The sequence below is a fragment of the Marinobacter sp. S6332 genome (assembly GCF_023016045.1).
GTDB lineage: Bacteria > Pseudomonadota > Gammaproteobacteria > Pseudomonadales > Oleiphilaceae > Marinobacter.
Genome location: NZ_JALKAP010000007.1, coordinates 70,240 through 84,012 on the forward strand (window position 1 = coordinate 70,240; position 13,773 = coordinate 84,012).

At 51.2% G+C, this 13,773-nt stretch carries 9 protein-coding genes and 4 tRNA genes; 11 read left to right on the top strand and 2 right to left on the bottom strand.

Features of this window, described 5'->3' with window-relative positions:
* Window positions 1-98: 98 nt before the first annotated feature.
* The gene (locus MWU62_RS11660) at window positions 99-2,279 is read left to right on the top strand and encodes a malate synthase G (protein ID WP_247115045.1); all 2,181 of its coding nucleotides are present in this window, start codon (window positions 99-101) and stop codon (window positions 2,277-2,279) included.
* 79 nt (window positions 2,280-2,358) lie between these two features.
* On the opposite strand, the gene folD is transcribed toward MWU62_RS11660, so the two are convergent.
* Window positions 2,359-3,216 (bottom strand): bifunctional methylenetetrahydrofolate dehydrogenase/methenyltetrahydrofolate cyclohydrolase FolD, encoded by an 858-nt coding sequence (folD, locus tag MWU62_RS11665; RefSeq protein ID WP_247115047.1) that lies wholly within the window; start codon window positions 3,214-3,216, stop codon window positions 2,359-2,361.
* Window positions 3,217-3,441: 225 nt separating this feature from the next.
* On the opposite strand from folD, the gene MWU62_RS11670 reads away from it, so the two are divergent.
* From MWU62_RS11670 to MWU62_RS11715, 10 genes are all read left to right on the top strand, one after another.
* Window positions 3,442-3,518: transfer RNA gene (locus MWU62_RS11670), tRNA-Pro, on the top strand.
* A 32-nt stretch (window positions 3,519-3,550) separates the two neighbouring features.
* Window positions 3,551-3,627, top strand: a tRNA-Arg gene (locus MWU62_RS11675).
* 113 nt (window positions 3,628-3,740) lie between these two features.
* A tRNA-His gene (locus MWU62_RS11680) sits at window positions 3,741-3,816 on the top strand.
* 16 nt (window positions 3,817-3,832) lie between these two features.
* Window positions 3,833-3,917 (top strand) — tRNA-Leu (locus MWU62_RS11685).
* A gap of 250 nt (window positions 3,918-4,167) precedes the next feature.
* Complete coding sequence (gene tig, locus MWU62_RS11690; protein WP_247115048.1) at window positions 4,168-5,472, top strand: trigger factor; 1,305 nt, start codon at window positions 4,168-4,170, stop codon at window positions 5,470-5,472.
* A gap of 183 nt (window positions 5,473-5,655) precedes the next feature.
* A complete protein-coding gene (gene clpP / locus MWU62_RS11695; protein ID WP_247115050.1) occupies window positions 5,656-6,291 on the top strand; it encodes an ATP-dependent Clp endopeptidase proteolytic subunit ClpP in 636 nt (211 codons plus the stop codon).
* Window positions 6,292-6,369: 78 nt separating this feature from the next.
* Entirely contained in the window at window positions 6,370-7,653 is a 1,284-nt protein-coding gene (clpX, locus tag MWU62_RS11700; RefSeq protein ID WP_216009243.1) for an ATP-dependent Clp protease ATP-binding subunit ClpX, read from the top strand.
* 182 nt (window positions 7,654-7,835) lie between these two features.
* Window positions 7,836-10,253: an endopeptidase La gene (gene lon / locus MWU62_RS11705; RefSeq protein ID WP_247115052.1), complete on the top strand. Its 2,418-nt coding sequence runs from the start codon at window positions 7,836-7,838 to the stop codon at window positions 10,251-10,253.
* A gap of 239 nt (window positions 10,254-10,492) precedes the next feature.
* Complete coding sequence (locus tag MWU62_RS11710) at window positions 10,493-10,765, top strand: HU family DNA-binding protein (protein ID WP_044386154.1); 273 nt, start codon at window positions 10,493-10,495, stop codon at window positions 10,763-10,765.
* A gap of 116 nt (window positions 10,766-10,881) precedes the next feature.
* On the top strand, window positions 10,882-12,732 hold the full coding sequence (locus tag MWU62_RS11715) for a SurA N-terminal domain-containing protein (RefSeq protein WP_247115054.1): 1,851 nt from the start codon (window positions 10,882-10,884) through the stop codon (window positions 12,730-12,732).
* 84 nt (window positions 12,733-12,816) lie between these two features.
* Here the strand turns inward: MWU62_RS11715 and hexR are convergent, their stop codons facing one another.
* Window positions 12,817-13,695, bottom strand: a complete 879-nt coding sequence (gene hexR, locus MWU62_RS11720; RefSeq protein WP_247115055.1) for a transcriptional regulator HexR — start codon at window positions 13,693-13,695, stop codon at window positions 12,817-12,819.
* Window positions 13,696-13,773: the final 78 nt, after the last annotated feature.

Genomic DNA, 13,773 nt, shown 5'->3' on the forward strand with positions numbered 1-13,773 from the left:
CCTTGTAAGGAAATTCCCGTATAATGCGGCCTTCGATTTTTCGAGCCCGACTGCCAAATAGTTGTCGGGACAGGGCTAACCCACTGAGGCTAAAAACGATGACAGAGCGCGTACAACTCGGCGGCATTCAAGTCGCAAAGAATTTGTATGACTTCGTTAATAACGAAGCAATTCCGGGCACCGGACTGGATGCCGATAAATTCTGGGCGGAATTCGACAAGATCGTTAACGATCTGGCGCCCCGTAATCGTGAATTGCTGGCCAAACGTGAGTCCATCCAGAAACAAATGGATAGCTGGAATCGCGACCACAAGGGCCAGAAGCTGGATATGGCAGCCTACAAGAGCTTCTTGAAAGAAATCGGCTATTTGGTCGACGAGCCAGCGGATTTCCGTATCTCTACGGCCAATGTTGATCCGGAAGTTGCCATCATGGCGGGGCCTCAGCTTGTGGTACCCATCATGAATGCCCGTTTTGCGTTGAACGCGGCAAACGCCCGTTGGGGTAGTCTGTACGATGCACTTTACGGTACGGATGCCATTTCGGAAGAAGGTGGCGCAGAGAAAGGGCGCGGTTATAACCCGGTCCGTGGTGCCAAGGTTATTGAGTTTGCTCGTAACTTGCTGGATAACTCTGCACCTTTGGCTGCGGGCAGCCACAAAGATGCAGCTTTGTATCAGATTGCTGATGGCAAGCTGTCTGTCAAATTACAGAACGGTGACGTGACAGGTCTGAAAGATGAATCTGGTTTCGTGGGCTACACAGGAGCGGCTGATGCACCTACCGGTATCCTGCTGGTTAAAAACGGCATGCACTTCGAAATCCAGATCGACGCCAGCCACCCGATTGGCAAAGATGATGGCGCTCACGTCAAAGACGTACTGATGGAGTCTGCACTGACTACCATTATGGATTGTGAAGACTCGGTTGCCGCTGTGGATGCTGACGACAAAACTTTGGCCTACAGCAACTGGCTCGGCCTCATGAAGGGCGATCTGGAAGAAACCTTTGAGAAGGGTGGTGAGCGTCTGACCCGTAAAATGAATGCGGATCGCGAATACACTGCTGCCGATGGTAGTCAGATCAAATTGAAGGGTCGCAGCCTGATGTTTGTTCGCAACGTTGGTCACCTGATGACTAACCCGGCGATCTTGCTGAAAGACGGTAGTGAAGTGCCAGAGGGTCTGATGGACGGCCTTATGACCTCGCTAATTGCCATTCATGATTTGAAGGGCAATAGCAAATTCCAGAACACCGCAACCGGCTCTGTGTACATTGTTAAGCCTAAAATGCACGGCCCAGAAGAAGTGGCGTTTACCAATGAGTTTTTTGGTCGTGTTGAAGATGCCCTTGGTCTGCCGCGCTTTACCCTGAAAGTCGGCATTATGGACGAGGAGCGCCGCACCACCGTTAACCTGAAGGCTTGTATTCACGCTGCTAAGGACCGTGCAGTATTCATCAATACTGGCTTCTTGGATCGTACCGGTGATGAAATGCATACTTCCATGGAGCTTGGTCCGTTCATTCGCAAAGGCGAAATGAAACAGGCGGCATGGATTGGCGCTTACGAGCAGTGGAATGTGGATATTGGTCTGGAAACCGGCTTCCGTGGCGTTGCCCAGATTGGTAAAGGTATGTGGGCCATGCCGGATTTAATGGCGGGAATGCTTGAGCAGAAAATTGGTCATCCGAAAGCAGGTGCCAATACGGCGTGGGTACCCTCGCCAACGGCGGCTACTCTGCATGCTACCCATTATCACCAAGTGTCTGTGGCCGATATTCAGAAAGATCTGGAAAGCCGCGTCCGCGCCAGTCTGGACGACATTCTCACCGTGCCGGTGATGGAAGATCCATCCAAGCTGACAGAAGCAGATATTCAGCAGGAGCTGGATAACAACGCTCAGGGTATCCTGGGTTACGTTGTGCGCTGGATTGATAGTGGTGTGGGTTGCTCCAAGGTGCCCGACATCAACGATATTGGCCTTATGGAAGATCGCGCAACCCTGCGTATTTCCTCACAGCATCTGGCTAACTGGCTGTACCACGGCATCTGCACCGAAGCGCAGGTTGAAGAAACAATGAAGCGAATGGCGCAGGTTGTGGATAAGCAGAATTCAAACGATCCAAGCTACCGGGCTATGGCGCCCAGCTTCGTTGACAGCGTTGCGTTTCAGGCTGCAATGGATTTGGTTTTGAAAGGTCGCGAGCAACCAAGTGGCTACACTGAGCCGCTGCTGCACGCTTATCGCCTCAAAGCGAAAGAGAAGTTTGGCCAGTAATATTGGCTGACACTAAAAAACCCGCTTCGGCGGGTTTTTTAGTTTTTATCCAGGGGAGAAGGTTAAGGGTGCTGAATAATCACTCGCTGTGCAGTTCGTTTGCTGCGTACAGGGTGTTTTGTAGGAGAGTAGCAATTGTCATGGGGCCCACGCCACCCGGCACTGGTGTGATGTAGGCTGCGCGGGTAGAGGCGGCTTCGAAGTCCACGTCGCCTTGCAGTTTGCCGTTTTCCATACGATTTATACCCACATCAATCACGGTTGCGCCAGGCTTCACCCAGTCGCCTTTAATTAGGCCGGGTTTGCCTACCGCAGCAATCAAAATATCGGCTTCACGGACAAACTTTTCTAAATCCGGTGTGAAGCGGTGGCACACTGTGGTGGTTGCGCCTTTGAGCAGTAATTCCATGGTCATAGGGCGGCCGACAATATTGGATGCGCCTACAATCACTGCGTGCTGCCCTTTGTAGGGGGTGTCGATGCTATCGAGTAGGGTGATCACGCCAGCCGGTGTACATGGCCTGAGTGCAGGCTTACGCTGCACTAGGCGCCCTATGTTGTAGGGGTGAAAGCCATCTACATCTTTATCTGGCCGAATTTTCAGTAAGATCGGGTCTGCATCCAGATGGCTGGGCAGTGGAAGCTGCACCAGTATTCCGTCTACTGCAGGATTGTCGTTCAGCTCATCGACCAGAGCTTCTAATGCTTGCTGTGAGGTGTCTGTAGGTAGGTCGTAGGACAGCGAAAGAATCCCTGCGGCGTCACACGCTTTGCGTTTATTGCCTACATAGACTTCGGAAGCCGGGTCGTTTCCTACTAGCACTACAGCTAGGCCTGGCGCGCGCAGGCCCCTGCGGGTGCGGGCTTCTACGCCGGCAGCGACTTGCTGTCGCACTGCGGCGGCAATTTCTTTTCCATTGATCAGTTTGGCGCTCATGTTTGGTCTTGTCGGTTGGCATGGGTAAATAAAAGGGGCAGTATTGTCTCACGCTTGTCGCCTAACTCCAATTAGTGGAGCTCTGGGTTAAAGTCGCGGTTTGCCGGTCAGTCGAGTTTGAAAATTACTGATTTAAGAGAGAAATTGATTTTCTTTGTTGACGAAGTGGATTGGCGACGGTAATATGCGCGCCAACTTTGCTGAAGCACGAATTGATCAGTCAAACGGGGTATAGCGCAGTCTGGTAGCGCGCCTGCTTTGGGAGCAGGATGTCGGGAGTTCGAATCTCTCTACCCCGACCATTTTCTGAATGTTCAGCTAGGCCAACGGTCAAGCGCCCGTAGCTCAGCTGGATAGAGCATCGGCCTTCTAAGCCGAGGGTCGCAGGTTCGAGTCCTGCCGGGCGCGCCATTAAAGCGTCGGCTTGATCGAAGCTGGTTTAGCACTCATGTTTTTGTGCTAAGTAAGTTGAACAGCAGCTTTAGAGAGCTGTAGGAATATACCGAAAGGTATTTCCCTATGTGGTGGACGTAGCTCAGTTGGTAGAGCTCAGGATTGTGACTCCTGCGGTCGAGGGTTCGATCCCCTTCGTCCACCCCACTTTTTCTTAGAATTCCGGGTTGTGGCGAAATTGGTAGACGCGCCAGATTTAGGTTCTGGTTCCGAGAGGAGTGGGAGTTCGATTCTCCCCAACCCGACCATATTAAAAGGCTCTTAGAGATGATCTAAGAGCCTTTTTTCTTTTCAGTTTTTGCCCCAAACTCCTACACATAGAGTGTGTCGCTGTTGTCACGAACCCTGAAACTACCTCGGTAGGTGATTCTCTCACTGGGGTAAACCGTGATAAACTGTCGGCTTTTAATTTTGGGTCCTTTCCGGGGAAACCTCCCAGAAACGGACTTTTGGTTTTAATTTCATTCACATACCGAACCCGAAATTTGAGGATCTTCCATGCAAGTGTCTGTTGAAACGACCTCCAACATCGAGCGTCGCATGACGATTGGTGTGCCCGCCCAGGAAATTGAACAGGCGGTTCAGAAACGCCTGCAGGAAACTGCGCGCACTGTGCGCCTGAATGGTTTCCGCCCTGGTAAAGTGCCCATGAGCGTGGTCAAGCGTCGTTTCGGTGACAGTGTTCGCCAGGAAATTGTCGGCGAAATTATGCGCGACAACTACATTAAGGCACTGCAGGAGCAGGATATTAATCCGGCGGGTTGGCCAAAGCTTGAGCCTAAAACAATGGAAGCTGGCAAAGATCTGGAATTTGTTGCCATTTTCGAAGTGCTTCCTGAGATTGAATTGGGCGACCTGAGCAATGTCTCTATCGAGAAAATGACTTCTGAGATCACCGATAAGGATATCGACACCATGATCGATAACCTGCGTCGCCAGCAGGCCACCATGAAGTCTGTGAAGCGTAAGTCCAAGAACAAGGACGTGCTGACCATTGACTTCAAAGGCTTCATTGACGGTGAAGAGTTCGAAGGCGGCGCTGCAGAGGGTCACAAGCTGACTCTGGGCTCGGATCAAATGATTCCGGGTTTTGAAAAAGCGATTGTTGGTGGTAAGGCCGGTGAAGAGCTGGAAATCGAAGTGACCTTCCCAGAGGACTATCACAACGAAGACCTCAAAGGTAAGCCAGCGAAGTTTGAAATCAAAATTCACGAAGTTGAAGAGCCTCAGCTGCCTGAATTAAATGCCGAGTTCTTTACCAAGTTCGGTATTGAGGCGGAAGACGAAGCTGCGTTCCGCGAAGAAGTGAAAAAGAACATGGAGCGCGAGCTCAAACAGGCTGTGTCTAACAAGGTTAAAAATGACGTTGTAGACGGTCTTCTCGAATCAACTGAATTCGAGGTTCCTGCTGCACTAACAGATCAGGAAATCGATCGCCTTCGTCAGGACGCAGTTCAGCGCTTTGGCGGACAGGTAGACTTTCAGCAGTTGCCTAAAGAAATTTTTCAGGAGCAAGCTGAGCGCCGCGTGAAGACCGGCTTGTTGTTCCAGGAAGTTGTTAAGGCAAACGATCTGAAAGTTGATGCTGCCAAGGTCGATGAAAAGATCCAAGAAATTGCGTCAACGTATGAACAACCTGACGAGGTTATTGCTCACTTCAACGGTAATCCGGAGCAAAAGAGCCAGATTGAGTCTTCTGTGCTGGAAGATCAGGTTGTTGACTATGTTCTCTCTCAGGCTAAGGTCAAAGAGAAGAAAGTTAAGTACGAAGAAGCTATTCAGGCAGGACAGCCCCAGCGCTGATAAGCCGGGGCATTGGTGTCAGGGCCAGATATACGTCTGGCCCGGGCTGGCCGAACAGAGCTAACAGCCGGCATGTCCGGCTGTTTTCATCTTGGCTTGCCACTGGCACAGTACAAGAATACTGAAGAAGTAGCCGTGGTGTGAAGCCACGTTCCATCTGTCCATAAGGAGTTCAGGCGCATCATGATGCAGAAACCGATTGATGATCCCGCAATGCTTACCAGATCCGCTCTGGTGCCGATGGTTATTGAGCAGACCGCTCGTGGAGAGCGTTCGTTTGATATTTATTCCCGTCTGCTCAAGGAGCGGGTGATCTTCATGGTTGGGCAGGTGGAAGATCACATGGCGAACCTGATCGTGGCTCAGCTTCTGTTCCTGGAGTCTGAAAATCCGGATAAAGATATCCACCTGTACATCAACAGCCCAGGTGGGTCCGTAACAGCTGGTATGTCTATTTACGACACCATGCAGTTCATCAAGCCGGACGTCTCTACTTTGTGTGTTGGCCAAGCAGCTAGCATGGGCGCCTTCCTTTTGGCTGGCGGCGCGCCTGGTAAGCGTGCTTGCTTGCCTAACTCGCGGGTTATGATTCACCAGCCTTTGGGTGGTTATCAGGGACAGGCAACTGATATTGAAATTCATACCCGTGAAATTCTTAAAATCCGGCATACGCTGAATTCCATACTGGCCCATCACACCGGTCAGGATTTGGAAACGCTTGCACGAGATACGGATCGCGATAATTTTATGGATCCGACACAGGCTAAAGAGTACGGGCTTATTGACTCGATACTTGATAAGCGCGTGCCGAATAAATAATACTGGTAGTAATAGCATCACCCCTGGCCAGCGCTCGACTATCTGAAGCGCTGGCAAAACGAGATCAGAGGTATTTCAATGGCAGATGAAAGAAACGGCAGAGGCGACGATAACGGCAAGTTGCTCTACTGCTCGTTTTGTGGAAAGAGCCAGCATGAAGTCCGTAAGCTCATTGCAGGGCCTTCGGTGTTCATCTGCGACGAGTGTGTCGACCTGTGCAACGATATTATCCGCGAAGAAATTCAGGAGAACGCACAGGAGGAGCCGAGTGATCGCCTTCCGACGCCGGCTGAAATCCGCAATACGCTGGATGAATATGTCATTGGTCAGGATCGTGCCAAAGTTGTACTCGCAGTAGCGGTTTATAACCACTACAAGCGCCTCCGTTATGGTGAAGGTAAAGGCGACGTAGAGCTTGGTAAGAGTAATATCCTGCTGATTGGGCCGACTGGTAGCGGTAAAACGCTGCTCGCAGAAACACTCGCGCGTATGCTCAATGTACCCTTTACCATCGCAGATGCCACAACGCTTACCGAAGCAGGCTATGTGGGTGAGGATGTTGAGAATATCATCCAGAAGCTGCTCCAAAAATGCGACTACGATGTAGACAAGGCCCAGCGCGGTATTGTGTACATTGACGAGATCGATAAGATTTCTCGCAAATCTGATAACCCGTCCATCACCCGGGATGTTTCAGGTGAGGGTGTGCAGCAGGCGCTGCTGAAGCTGATTGAAGGTACGGTTGCATCGGTTCCGCCCCAAGGCGGGCGCAAGCATCCTCAGCAAGAATTTTTGCAGGTTGACACCGGCAATATGCTATTCATCTGTGGCGGTGCGTTTGCAGGCCTCGACAAAGTTATCCGTGACCGCACTGAAAAGAGCAGTATTGGCTTCTCGGCAGCAGTCGCCAGTCGAGAAGAAAGCAAAAATACTGGTGATGTTATCAAGGATGTCGAGACCGAAGATTTGGTTAAGTACGGTCTGATCCCCGAGTTCGTCGGTCGTTTGCCGGTCGTGGCCACTCTGATGGAGTTGGATGAAGATGCTCTGGTGCAAATTCTGACAGAGCCGAAAAACTCCTTAACCAAGCAGTATCAGAAACTCTTTGATATGGAAGGTGTAGAGCTGGACTTCCGGGACGACGCACTGCGTGCAGTAGCTGGCAAGGCTCTGGAACGCAAAACCGGTGCCCGTGGCCTTCGTTCCATCATGGAAGCCACGCTGCTGGATACTATGTATCAGATTCCTTCGGAGCACGACATCTCCAAGGTTGTGATTGACGAAAGTGTGATCAAGGGCGATTCAGAGCCGTTCAAGATATACGCCAACAACGATCACGCTAAAGCAGTGCCGGATGATTGATCAGGCCCCACTGAAAAGTGGTTAGCGACTTAGAGAAATAAAAAAGGGGCGGGAACGCCCCTTTTTTAATGGTTTGTATCAACAGCGCTTTACGCTGTGTCGTTTGGTAAAAAGATTGCAATTTCAGAGGTCGCCCCAATGAAGGGTGGTATGCTGAAAGAAACATCGTCAGAGGATTCCTTATGACCCGGATACCCCAAGATATTGTGCAAGAATACCCGCTACTCCCGCTTCGGGATGTGGTGGTGTTTCCGCACATGGTGGTCCCCCTGTTTGTGGGCCGCGAGAAATCCATTCAGGCTCTTGAAGCCGCAATGGAAGGAAGCAAGGAAATCCTTCTAGTGGCCCAGCGAGACGCCTCTACGGATGAGCCTGGTCCAGGTGACGTTTTTGAAATGGGTACGCTGGCAACCGTGCTGCAAATGCTGCGGCTTCCGGACGGCACCGTTAAGGTATTGGTCGAGGGTAATGCCCGGGCTGCGATCAGTAATATAACAGAAGCGGAATACCTGTCCGGCGGGGCTACCCTGATGGACGAAGAGGGCCTTCCTGAGCGCGAAGAAGATGTGCTTATGAAGACCCTTACGGACGAATTCGAAAAGTACGTGAAGCTGTCCCGAAAAGTCCCTTCGGAAGTCTCCAATGCGCTGACTGGAATCGAAGAGCTCGAGCGCCTTGCCGACACCATGGCTGCCCATCTTGAGATGCGCATTCCAGAAAAGCAGGAACTTCTGGAAGCACTGGATATTAATGTTCGCGTTGAACTTCTACTCGGGAAACTGGATGGTGAAATCGACCTTATTGAGGTTGAGAAACGCATCCGTGGGCGAGTTAAGAAGCAAATGGAGCGCAGCCAGCGAGAGTATTACCTGAACGAGCAAATGAAGGCTATCCAGAAAGAGATGGGTAACCTGGGTGAGGGTAATAACGATTTTGAGGAGCTGGAACAAAAGCTCGAAGAAGCTGGTCTGCCTGAAGAAGCCCGCAAAAAGACAGAATCTGAACTGAATAAGCTCAAGATGATGTCGCCGATGTCTGCTGAGGCTACGGTTGTTCGGGGCTATATCGATTGGATGCTGGCCGTCCCCTGGAAAAAACGCAGCCGGGTGCGCCACGATATCGAAAAGGCTCGAGAGATTCTCGATCAGGATCACTACGGCCTTGATGAGGTCAAGAAGCGTATCCTTGAATACCTTGCGGTGCAAAGCCGTGTCAAAAAGGTGAAAGGCCCTGTGCTGTGCCTTGTAGGGCCTCCTGGTGTTGGTAAAACATCTCTAGGACAGTCTATTGCCAGAGCGACAAACCGCAAGTACACGCGAATGGCTCTTGGTGGTGTGCGTGATGAAGCCGAAATTCGCGGCCATCGAAAAACCTATATTGGTGCCTTACCGGGCAAGCTGCTGCAAAAGCTGTCTAAAGTCGGTGTGAAAAACCCTCTATTTTTGTTCGACGAAATCGACAAGATGGGTATGGACCACCGGGGCGATCCCGCCTCCGCATTACTTGAAGTGCTGGATCCTGAGCAGAATCACACGTTCAATGATCACTATCTGGAAGTAGATTACGATCTTTCCGACGTTATGTTTGTGTGTACTTCCAACTCTATGGATATCCCGGCAGCACTGCTGGATCGCATGGAGATTATCCGGATCCCGGGTTATACCGAGGATGAAAAAGTAAATATTGCATTGCGCTATCTGTTACCGAAACAGATCAAGGCCAATGGTTTGCGTAAAGATGAGCTCACTCTGAGCGAAGCCGCGTTGCGGGATATTGTGCGTTATTACACTCGCGAAGCCGGTGTGCGTGGCCTGGAGCGGGAAATTGCCAAACTATGCCGTAAAGTAGTGCGTGAGCATGTGGAAGCCAACGAGAAAGCCGTCATCACCATCGAGCCTGACATGCTCGAGCACTATTCCGGAGTGCGCAAGTTCAATTACGGGTTGGCGGAGGAGACCAACCAAATTGGGCAGGTAACGGGTCTTGCTTGGACTCAGGTGGGAGGCGAGCTGTTGACCATAGAGTGTGCACTTACGCCGGGTAAGGGCAGAGTGGTTAAAACAGGCTCACTTGGTGACGTGATGCAGGAGTCTATCCAGACCGCGCTTACCGTTGTAAGAAGCCGAGCGCCGGGGCTGGGTATCGCCGACGATTTCCACGAAAAACACGATCTTCACGTGCACGTACCAGAGGGCGCTACGCCAAAAGATGGCCCAAGTGCCGGTATTGGCATGTGTACAGCGCTTGTTTCTGCATTGACGAAAATTCCGGTTCGAGCAGACGTCGCGATGACCGGTGAGATCACACTCCGGGGGCGGGTGCTGCCTATTGGAGGGCTTAAGGAAAAGCTTCTTGCAGCTCATAGGGGTGGTATCAAAACGATTGTGATACCTGATGAAAACGTTAGGGATCTCAAAGAGATACCGGATAATATCAAGGAGTCACTCGAGATAATTCCGGTCAAGTGGATTGATGAAGTGTTGGATATTGCGCTTGCCTATGCGCCCGAGTCGCACAACGACAGCTCATCGTCTGAAGCAGGGTCAAGCAAGCCTCGTGACGACGAAAGTGACAGTGCAGAACGCATAAATACACATTAAACCCAACATGAGTTGTTGACATGCCGGAGAGCCCATTGGTATAACTGTTTCGCCGTGAAGCAGCCAATACCAAGGGCTCCCGCGCCATATGTGCCTATTCCGAACACCGGTTGAACGCCGAAAGGAATAAGAAAACCGAAGAATGGAATTCTCCGACCGCTTATGCGATAGTCGAGAGCATCCGAGAAAAAAATAATCCGACCTAGAACATCTTCAACCTGACAGCGAAGGGGTTTAGTGTGAACAAGTCCGAACTTATCGATGCAATTGCAGAATCAGCAGATATTTCCAAAGCCGCCGCTGGCCGCGCTCTGGACGCAATGACCAACTCTATTACCGGTGCCCTCAAAAAAGGCGATCAGGTTACTCTGATCGGTTTTGGTACTTTCTCCGTGAAAGACCGTGCTGCGCGCACGGGCCGTAACCCGCAAACGGGTGCCGAGATCAAGATTGCGGCTTCCAAAGTGCCCGGGTTTAAAGCAGGTAAGGCCCTGAAAGACGCCGTTAAGTAACGGTTCTTTCTCCGGCGGCTCCAGCTAAAAGGAGCCGCCAAGAAGAATTCAAGGCGCATTCCTACAGGGTGCGCCTTTTTACGTTAAGTTAATCGGTATAGGGGTTTGGGAGAAACATGCTTCAAGATATACGGGAAAACTCCCAGGGAACGATTGCCAAGATCATCATCGGTCTGCTGGTCGTGTCCCTCTCCATTTGGGGAATGGACGCCATTGTTGGTGGCTTCTCGGGCGAGCCGGAAGTGGCAACAGTTAACGGTGAAGATATTACCGAGCGGGATTTCTTGCGAGTTGTGCAGCTGGAAAGCCAGCGCCGCTTGGGTGAAATGGAGCGTCCAGATCCTGCTTTGCTTAATGAAGACCAGATTCGTAAAGACGTTCTTGATCAGCTGATTCAGGAACAGGTTTTGATTCAGGATGCCAGCGCCCAAGGCCTTTCACTCAATGATGCGGATATTGATGCTCTGATTACGCAAATGCCGCAATTTCAGGTGGATGGGCAATTCAACCGCGATCGATTTGTCGCATCAGTGCGCAATTTGGGCATGGGTGTGGGCGAATTCCGGGAGGCCATGCGTAAGCAGTATGTGGTCAACCAGATTCGCGCAGGTCTTATGCAAAGCGGCCTTGTTGCCGACGAGAATGCCGCACAGCTTCTACGAATCCAGAACCAGACCCGGAGTTTCCGTGTTCTTCAGGTTCCGGCGAGTGCGGTTTCCGATGACGTAGAAGTCACAGATGCAGATATCGAGGCGTTTTACCAAGAGAACGGTTCGGTATTTAGACAGCAGGAGCAGGTTGATGCTGCCTACATCACTTTGTCTTTGGGCTCTCTCGCCGAGAACATCGAGATCACTCAGGATGAGCTTGAAGCATATTACAAGCAGCGTGCTGGCGATCTGGCGCGGGAAGAACGTCGTGCCTCCCATATTTTGGTGGAAGCCGGTGACGCAGAACAGGCCATAGGCTCGATTCAGGAGCGCCTGAAAGCCGGAGAGAGCTTTGAGGATTTAGCAAAAGAATTCTCCGTGGATACTGTGTCTGCAAAAGAAGGCGGAGACCTCGGTTTTGCTGGCCGTGGTGTTTACGACGAAGCCTTTGAAGAAGCTTTGTTTGCGCTTGACGAAGGGCAGGTGTCTGACCCGGTATCAACCAGCTTTGGTGTTCATCTGATTCGTTTAGATGAGGTTCGTCGCTCCGAAGTGCCACCGTTGGCTGACTTGGAACAGAAGCTCCGTGAAGAGCTTGCTCGAGAACGCGCTGCGACAGAATTTGCTGAGGTACGTGCAGAGTTAGCGGATTCCGCATATGAGGCAGACGATCTTGCTGGCCCGGCGCAAGAACTAGGTCTGGAAATTCGTGAGGCTAATGGCATCACCAAAGATGGCGGCCGTGCGCCGTTTGATCACGCAGGATTGGTGCGTCAGTTGTTCTCCGAAGATGTGCTTGAGGGTGGCTACAACACCGAGCTCATAGATGTTGGTGATAATGTTTCCGTTGTTGCCCGTGTTCGTGAATATCGCGAAGCTCAGCAGCTTGCGTTGGAAGATGTGCGCGATGATATTCGCAGGACTCTAGAGGCACGTAAGACCCAAGAGCTTCTAAACGAACGTGCAGATGCAATCATCGCAGGTCTTGAGGAAGGCGAGTCATTGAGTACTCTGAGTTCTGGTGATTGGAAATCGTTCGAGGATCAGCCACGTAATGCGTCGGGGCTAGATCCTCGGGTTATTCAGGCAGCCTTTTCTATAAAGCGGCCAGCAGATGGCGAGCCGAGCTATGGTTCTGCAATGACGCATAATGGCGTTGAAGTGGTTGCGCTGGACGCCGTTAACGAGGGCGATGCGGAAACCAATGATAGTGATCTAGGTCAGTTGCGAAGCTTTCTTGCATCACTTGAAGGCCAGCGTGAATACGCCGCTTACCAGCAGTTCCTAAGAAACACGGCTGAGGTATCTCGCCCGTAAGCTAAGGCAGAAGCAATAAAAAACCCGAACAAAATGTTTGTTCGGGTTTTTTATTGCCTTGAATAACCTCAGGCAACAATTTCATCACCCGGGAGCAGACGGAATACGTGTAGGCATTAGGCTGTCTTTGATTTTTTTGAGGTGGCTTAAAAAGTCTGCGCCACGCTTTAGCGTAACGCCCGTAGCCAGAATATCGATCACTGTTAGATGAATAATTCTGGACGACATGGGCATATAAACCTCGATATCCTCCGGCGCCGTAATTTCCAAAGCGGTGGTGCAAACGTCTGCGAGTGGCGAGTTTGGCGTCGTAATGCCAATAACCGTCGCCCCGTTATCCCGTGCAATGCGCGCAATTTCAACGGTCTCTTTGGTGCGCCCGGTGTAAGAAATCATCACGATGACATCGCCAACTCTTGCGCCTGCGGCGACCATTCTTTGCATCAGTGCGTCATCGTAAGACATCACGGGAATGTTAAAGCGAAAAAACTTGTGCTGTGCGTCCAGCGCCACAGAAGCGGAGCCGCCCATGCCAAAAAAATTGATTTGTTTGGCCTGAATTAGATAGTCGATTGCGGTTGCCAAGGCATTAGGGTCCAACGCTTGGCGCGCTTTGTCCAAGTTTGCAATGGTGCTTAGCATGATTTTGTCTGCAAACTCAGCAACCGTGTCGTCAGGTTCAATGTTTTGACCAATATAGGGCGTGCCGGTGGCAATGCTCTGAGCGAGACGGATTTTGAAATCTGGGAAGCCTGTTGCTGAGAAACCCCTGCAAAACCGATTAACGGTGGGCTCGCTGACATTTGAGGCTCTTGCCAGAGCAGCAATGCTATAACGCGTAGCTGCGCTTGGGTCCCGCAGGATAGCCTCTGCGACTTTGCGCTCTGATTTGTTCAGAGTGTCCAACCGGGACTGGATATCCTCCAGCAGATTATCGTCACGATGTGCCTGTTTCGGGGCCATCAAAGCTACTCCCTGAAATCTGGATGGAACTTTTGTTAAGTATTTGATGATTATAGCGGGATTCTAAAGCATTTTGGG

Bases quoted from the DNA above. Each gene is read 5' to 3' on its own strand.
- MWU62_RS11660 (WP_247115045.1), top strand. From the start codon at position 99: ATGACAGAGCGCGTACAACTCGGCGGCATTCAAGTCGCAAAGAATTTG.
- folD (WP_247115047.1), bottom strand. From the start codon at position 3,216: ATGAGCGCCAAACTGATCAATGGAAAAGAAATTGCCGCCGCAGTGCGA.
- tig (WP_247115048.1), top strand. From the start codon at position 4,168: ATGCAAGTGTCTGTTGAAACGACCTCCAACATCGAGCGTCGCATGACG.
- clpP (WP_247115050.1), top strand. From the start codon at position 5,656: ATGATGCAGAAACCGATTGATGATCCCGCAATGCTTACCAGATCCGCT.
- clpX (WP_216009243.1), top strand. From the start codon at position 6,370: ATGGCAGATGAAAGAAACGGCAGAGGCGACGATAACGGCAAGTTGCTC.
- lon (WP_247115052.1), top strand. From the start codon at position 7,836: ATGACCCGGATACCCCAAGATATTGTGCAAGAATACCCGCTACTCCCG.
- MWU62_RS11715 (WP_247115054.1), top strand. From the start codon at position 10,882: ATGCTTCAAGATATACGGGAAAACTCCCAGGGAACGATTGCCAAGATC.
- hexR (WP_247115055.1), bottom strand. From the start codon at position 13,695: ATGGCCCCGAAACAGGCACATCGTGACGATAATCTGCTGGAGGATATC.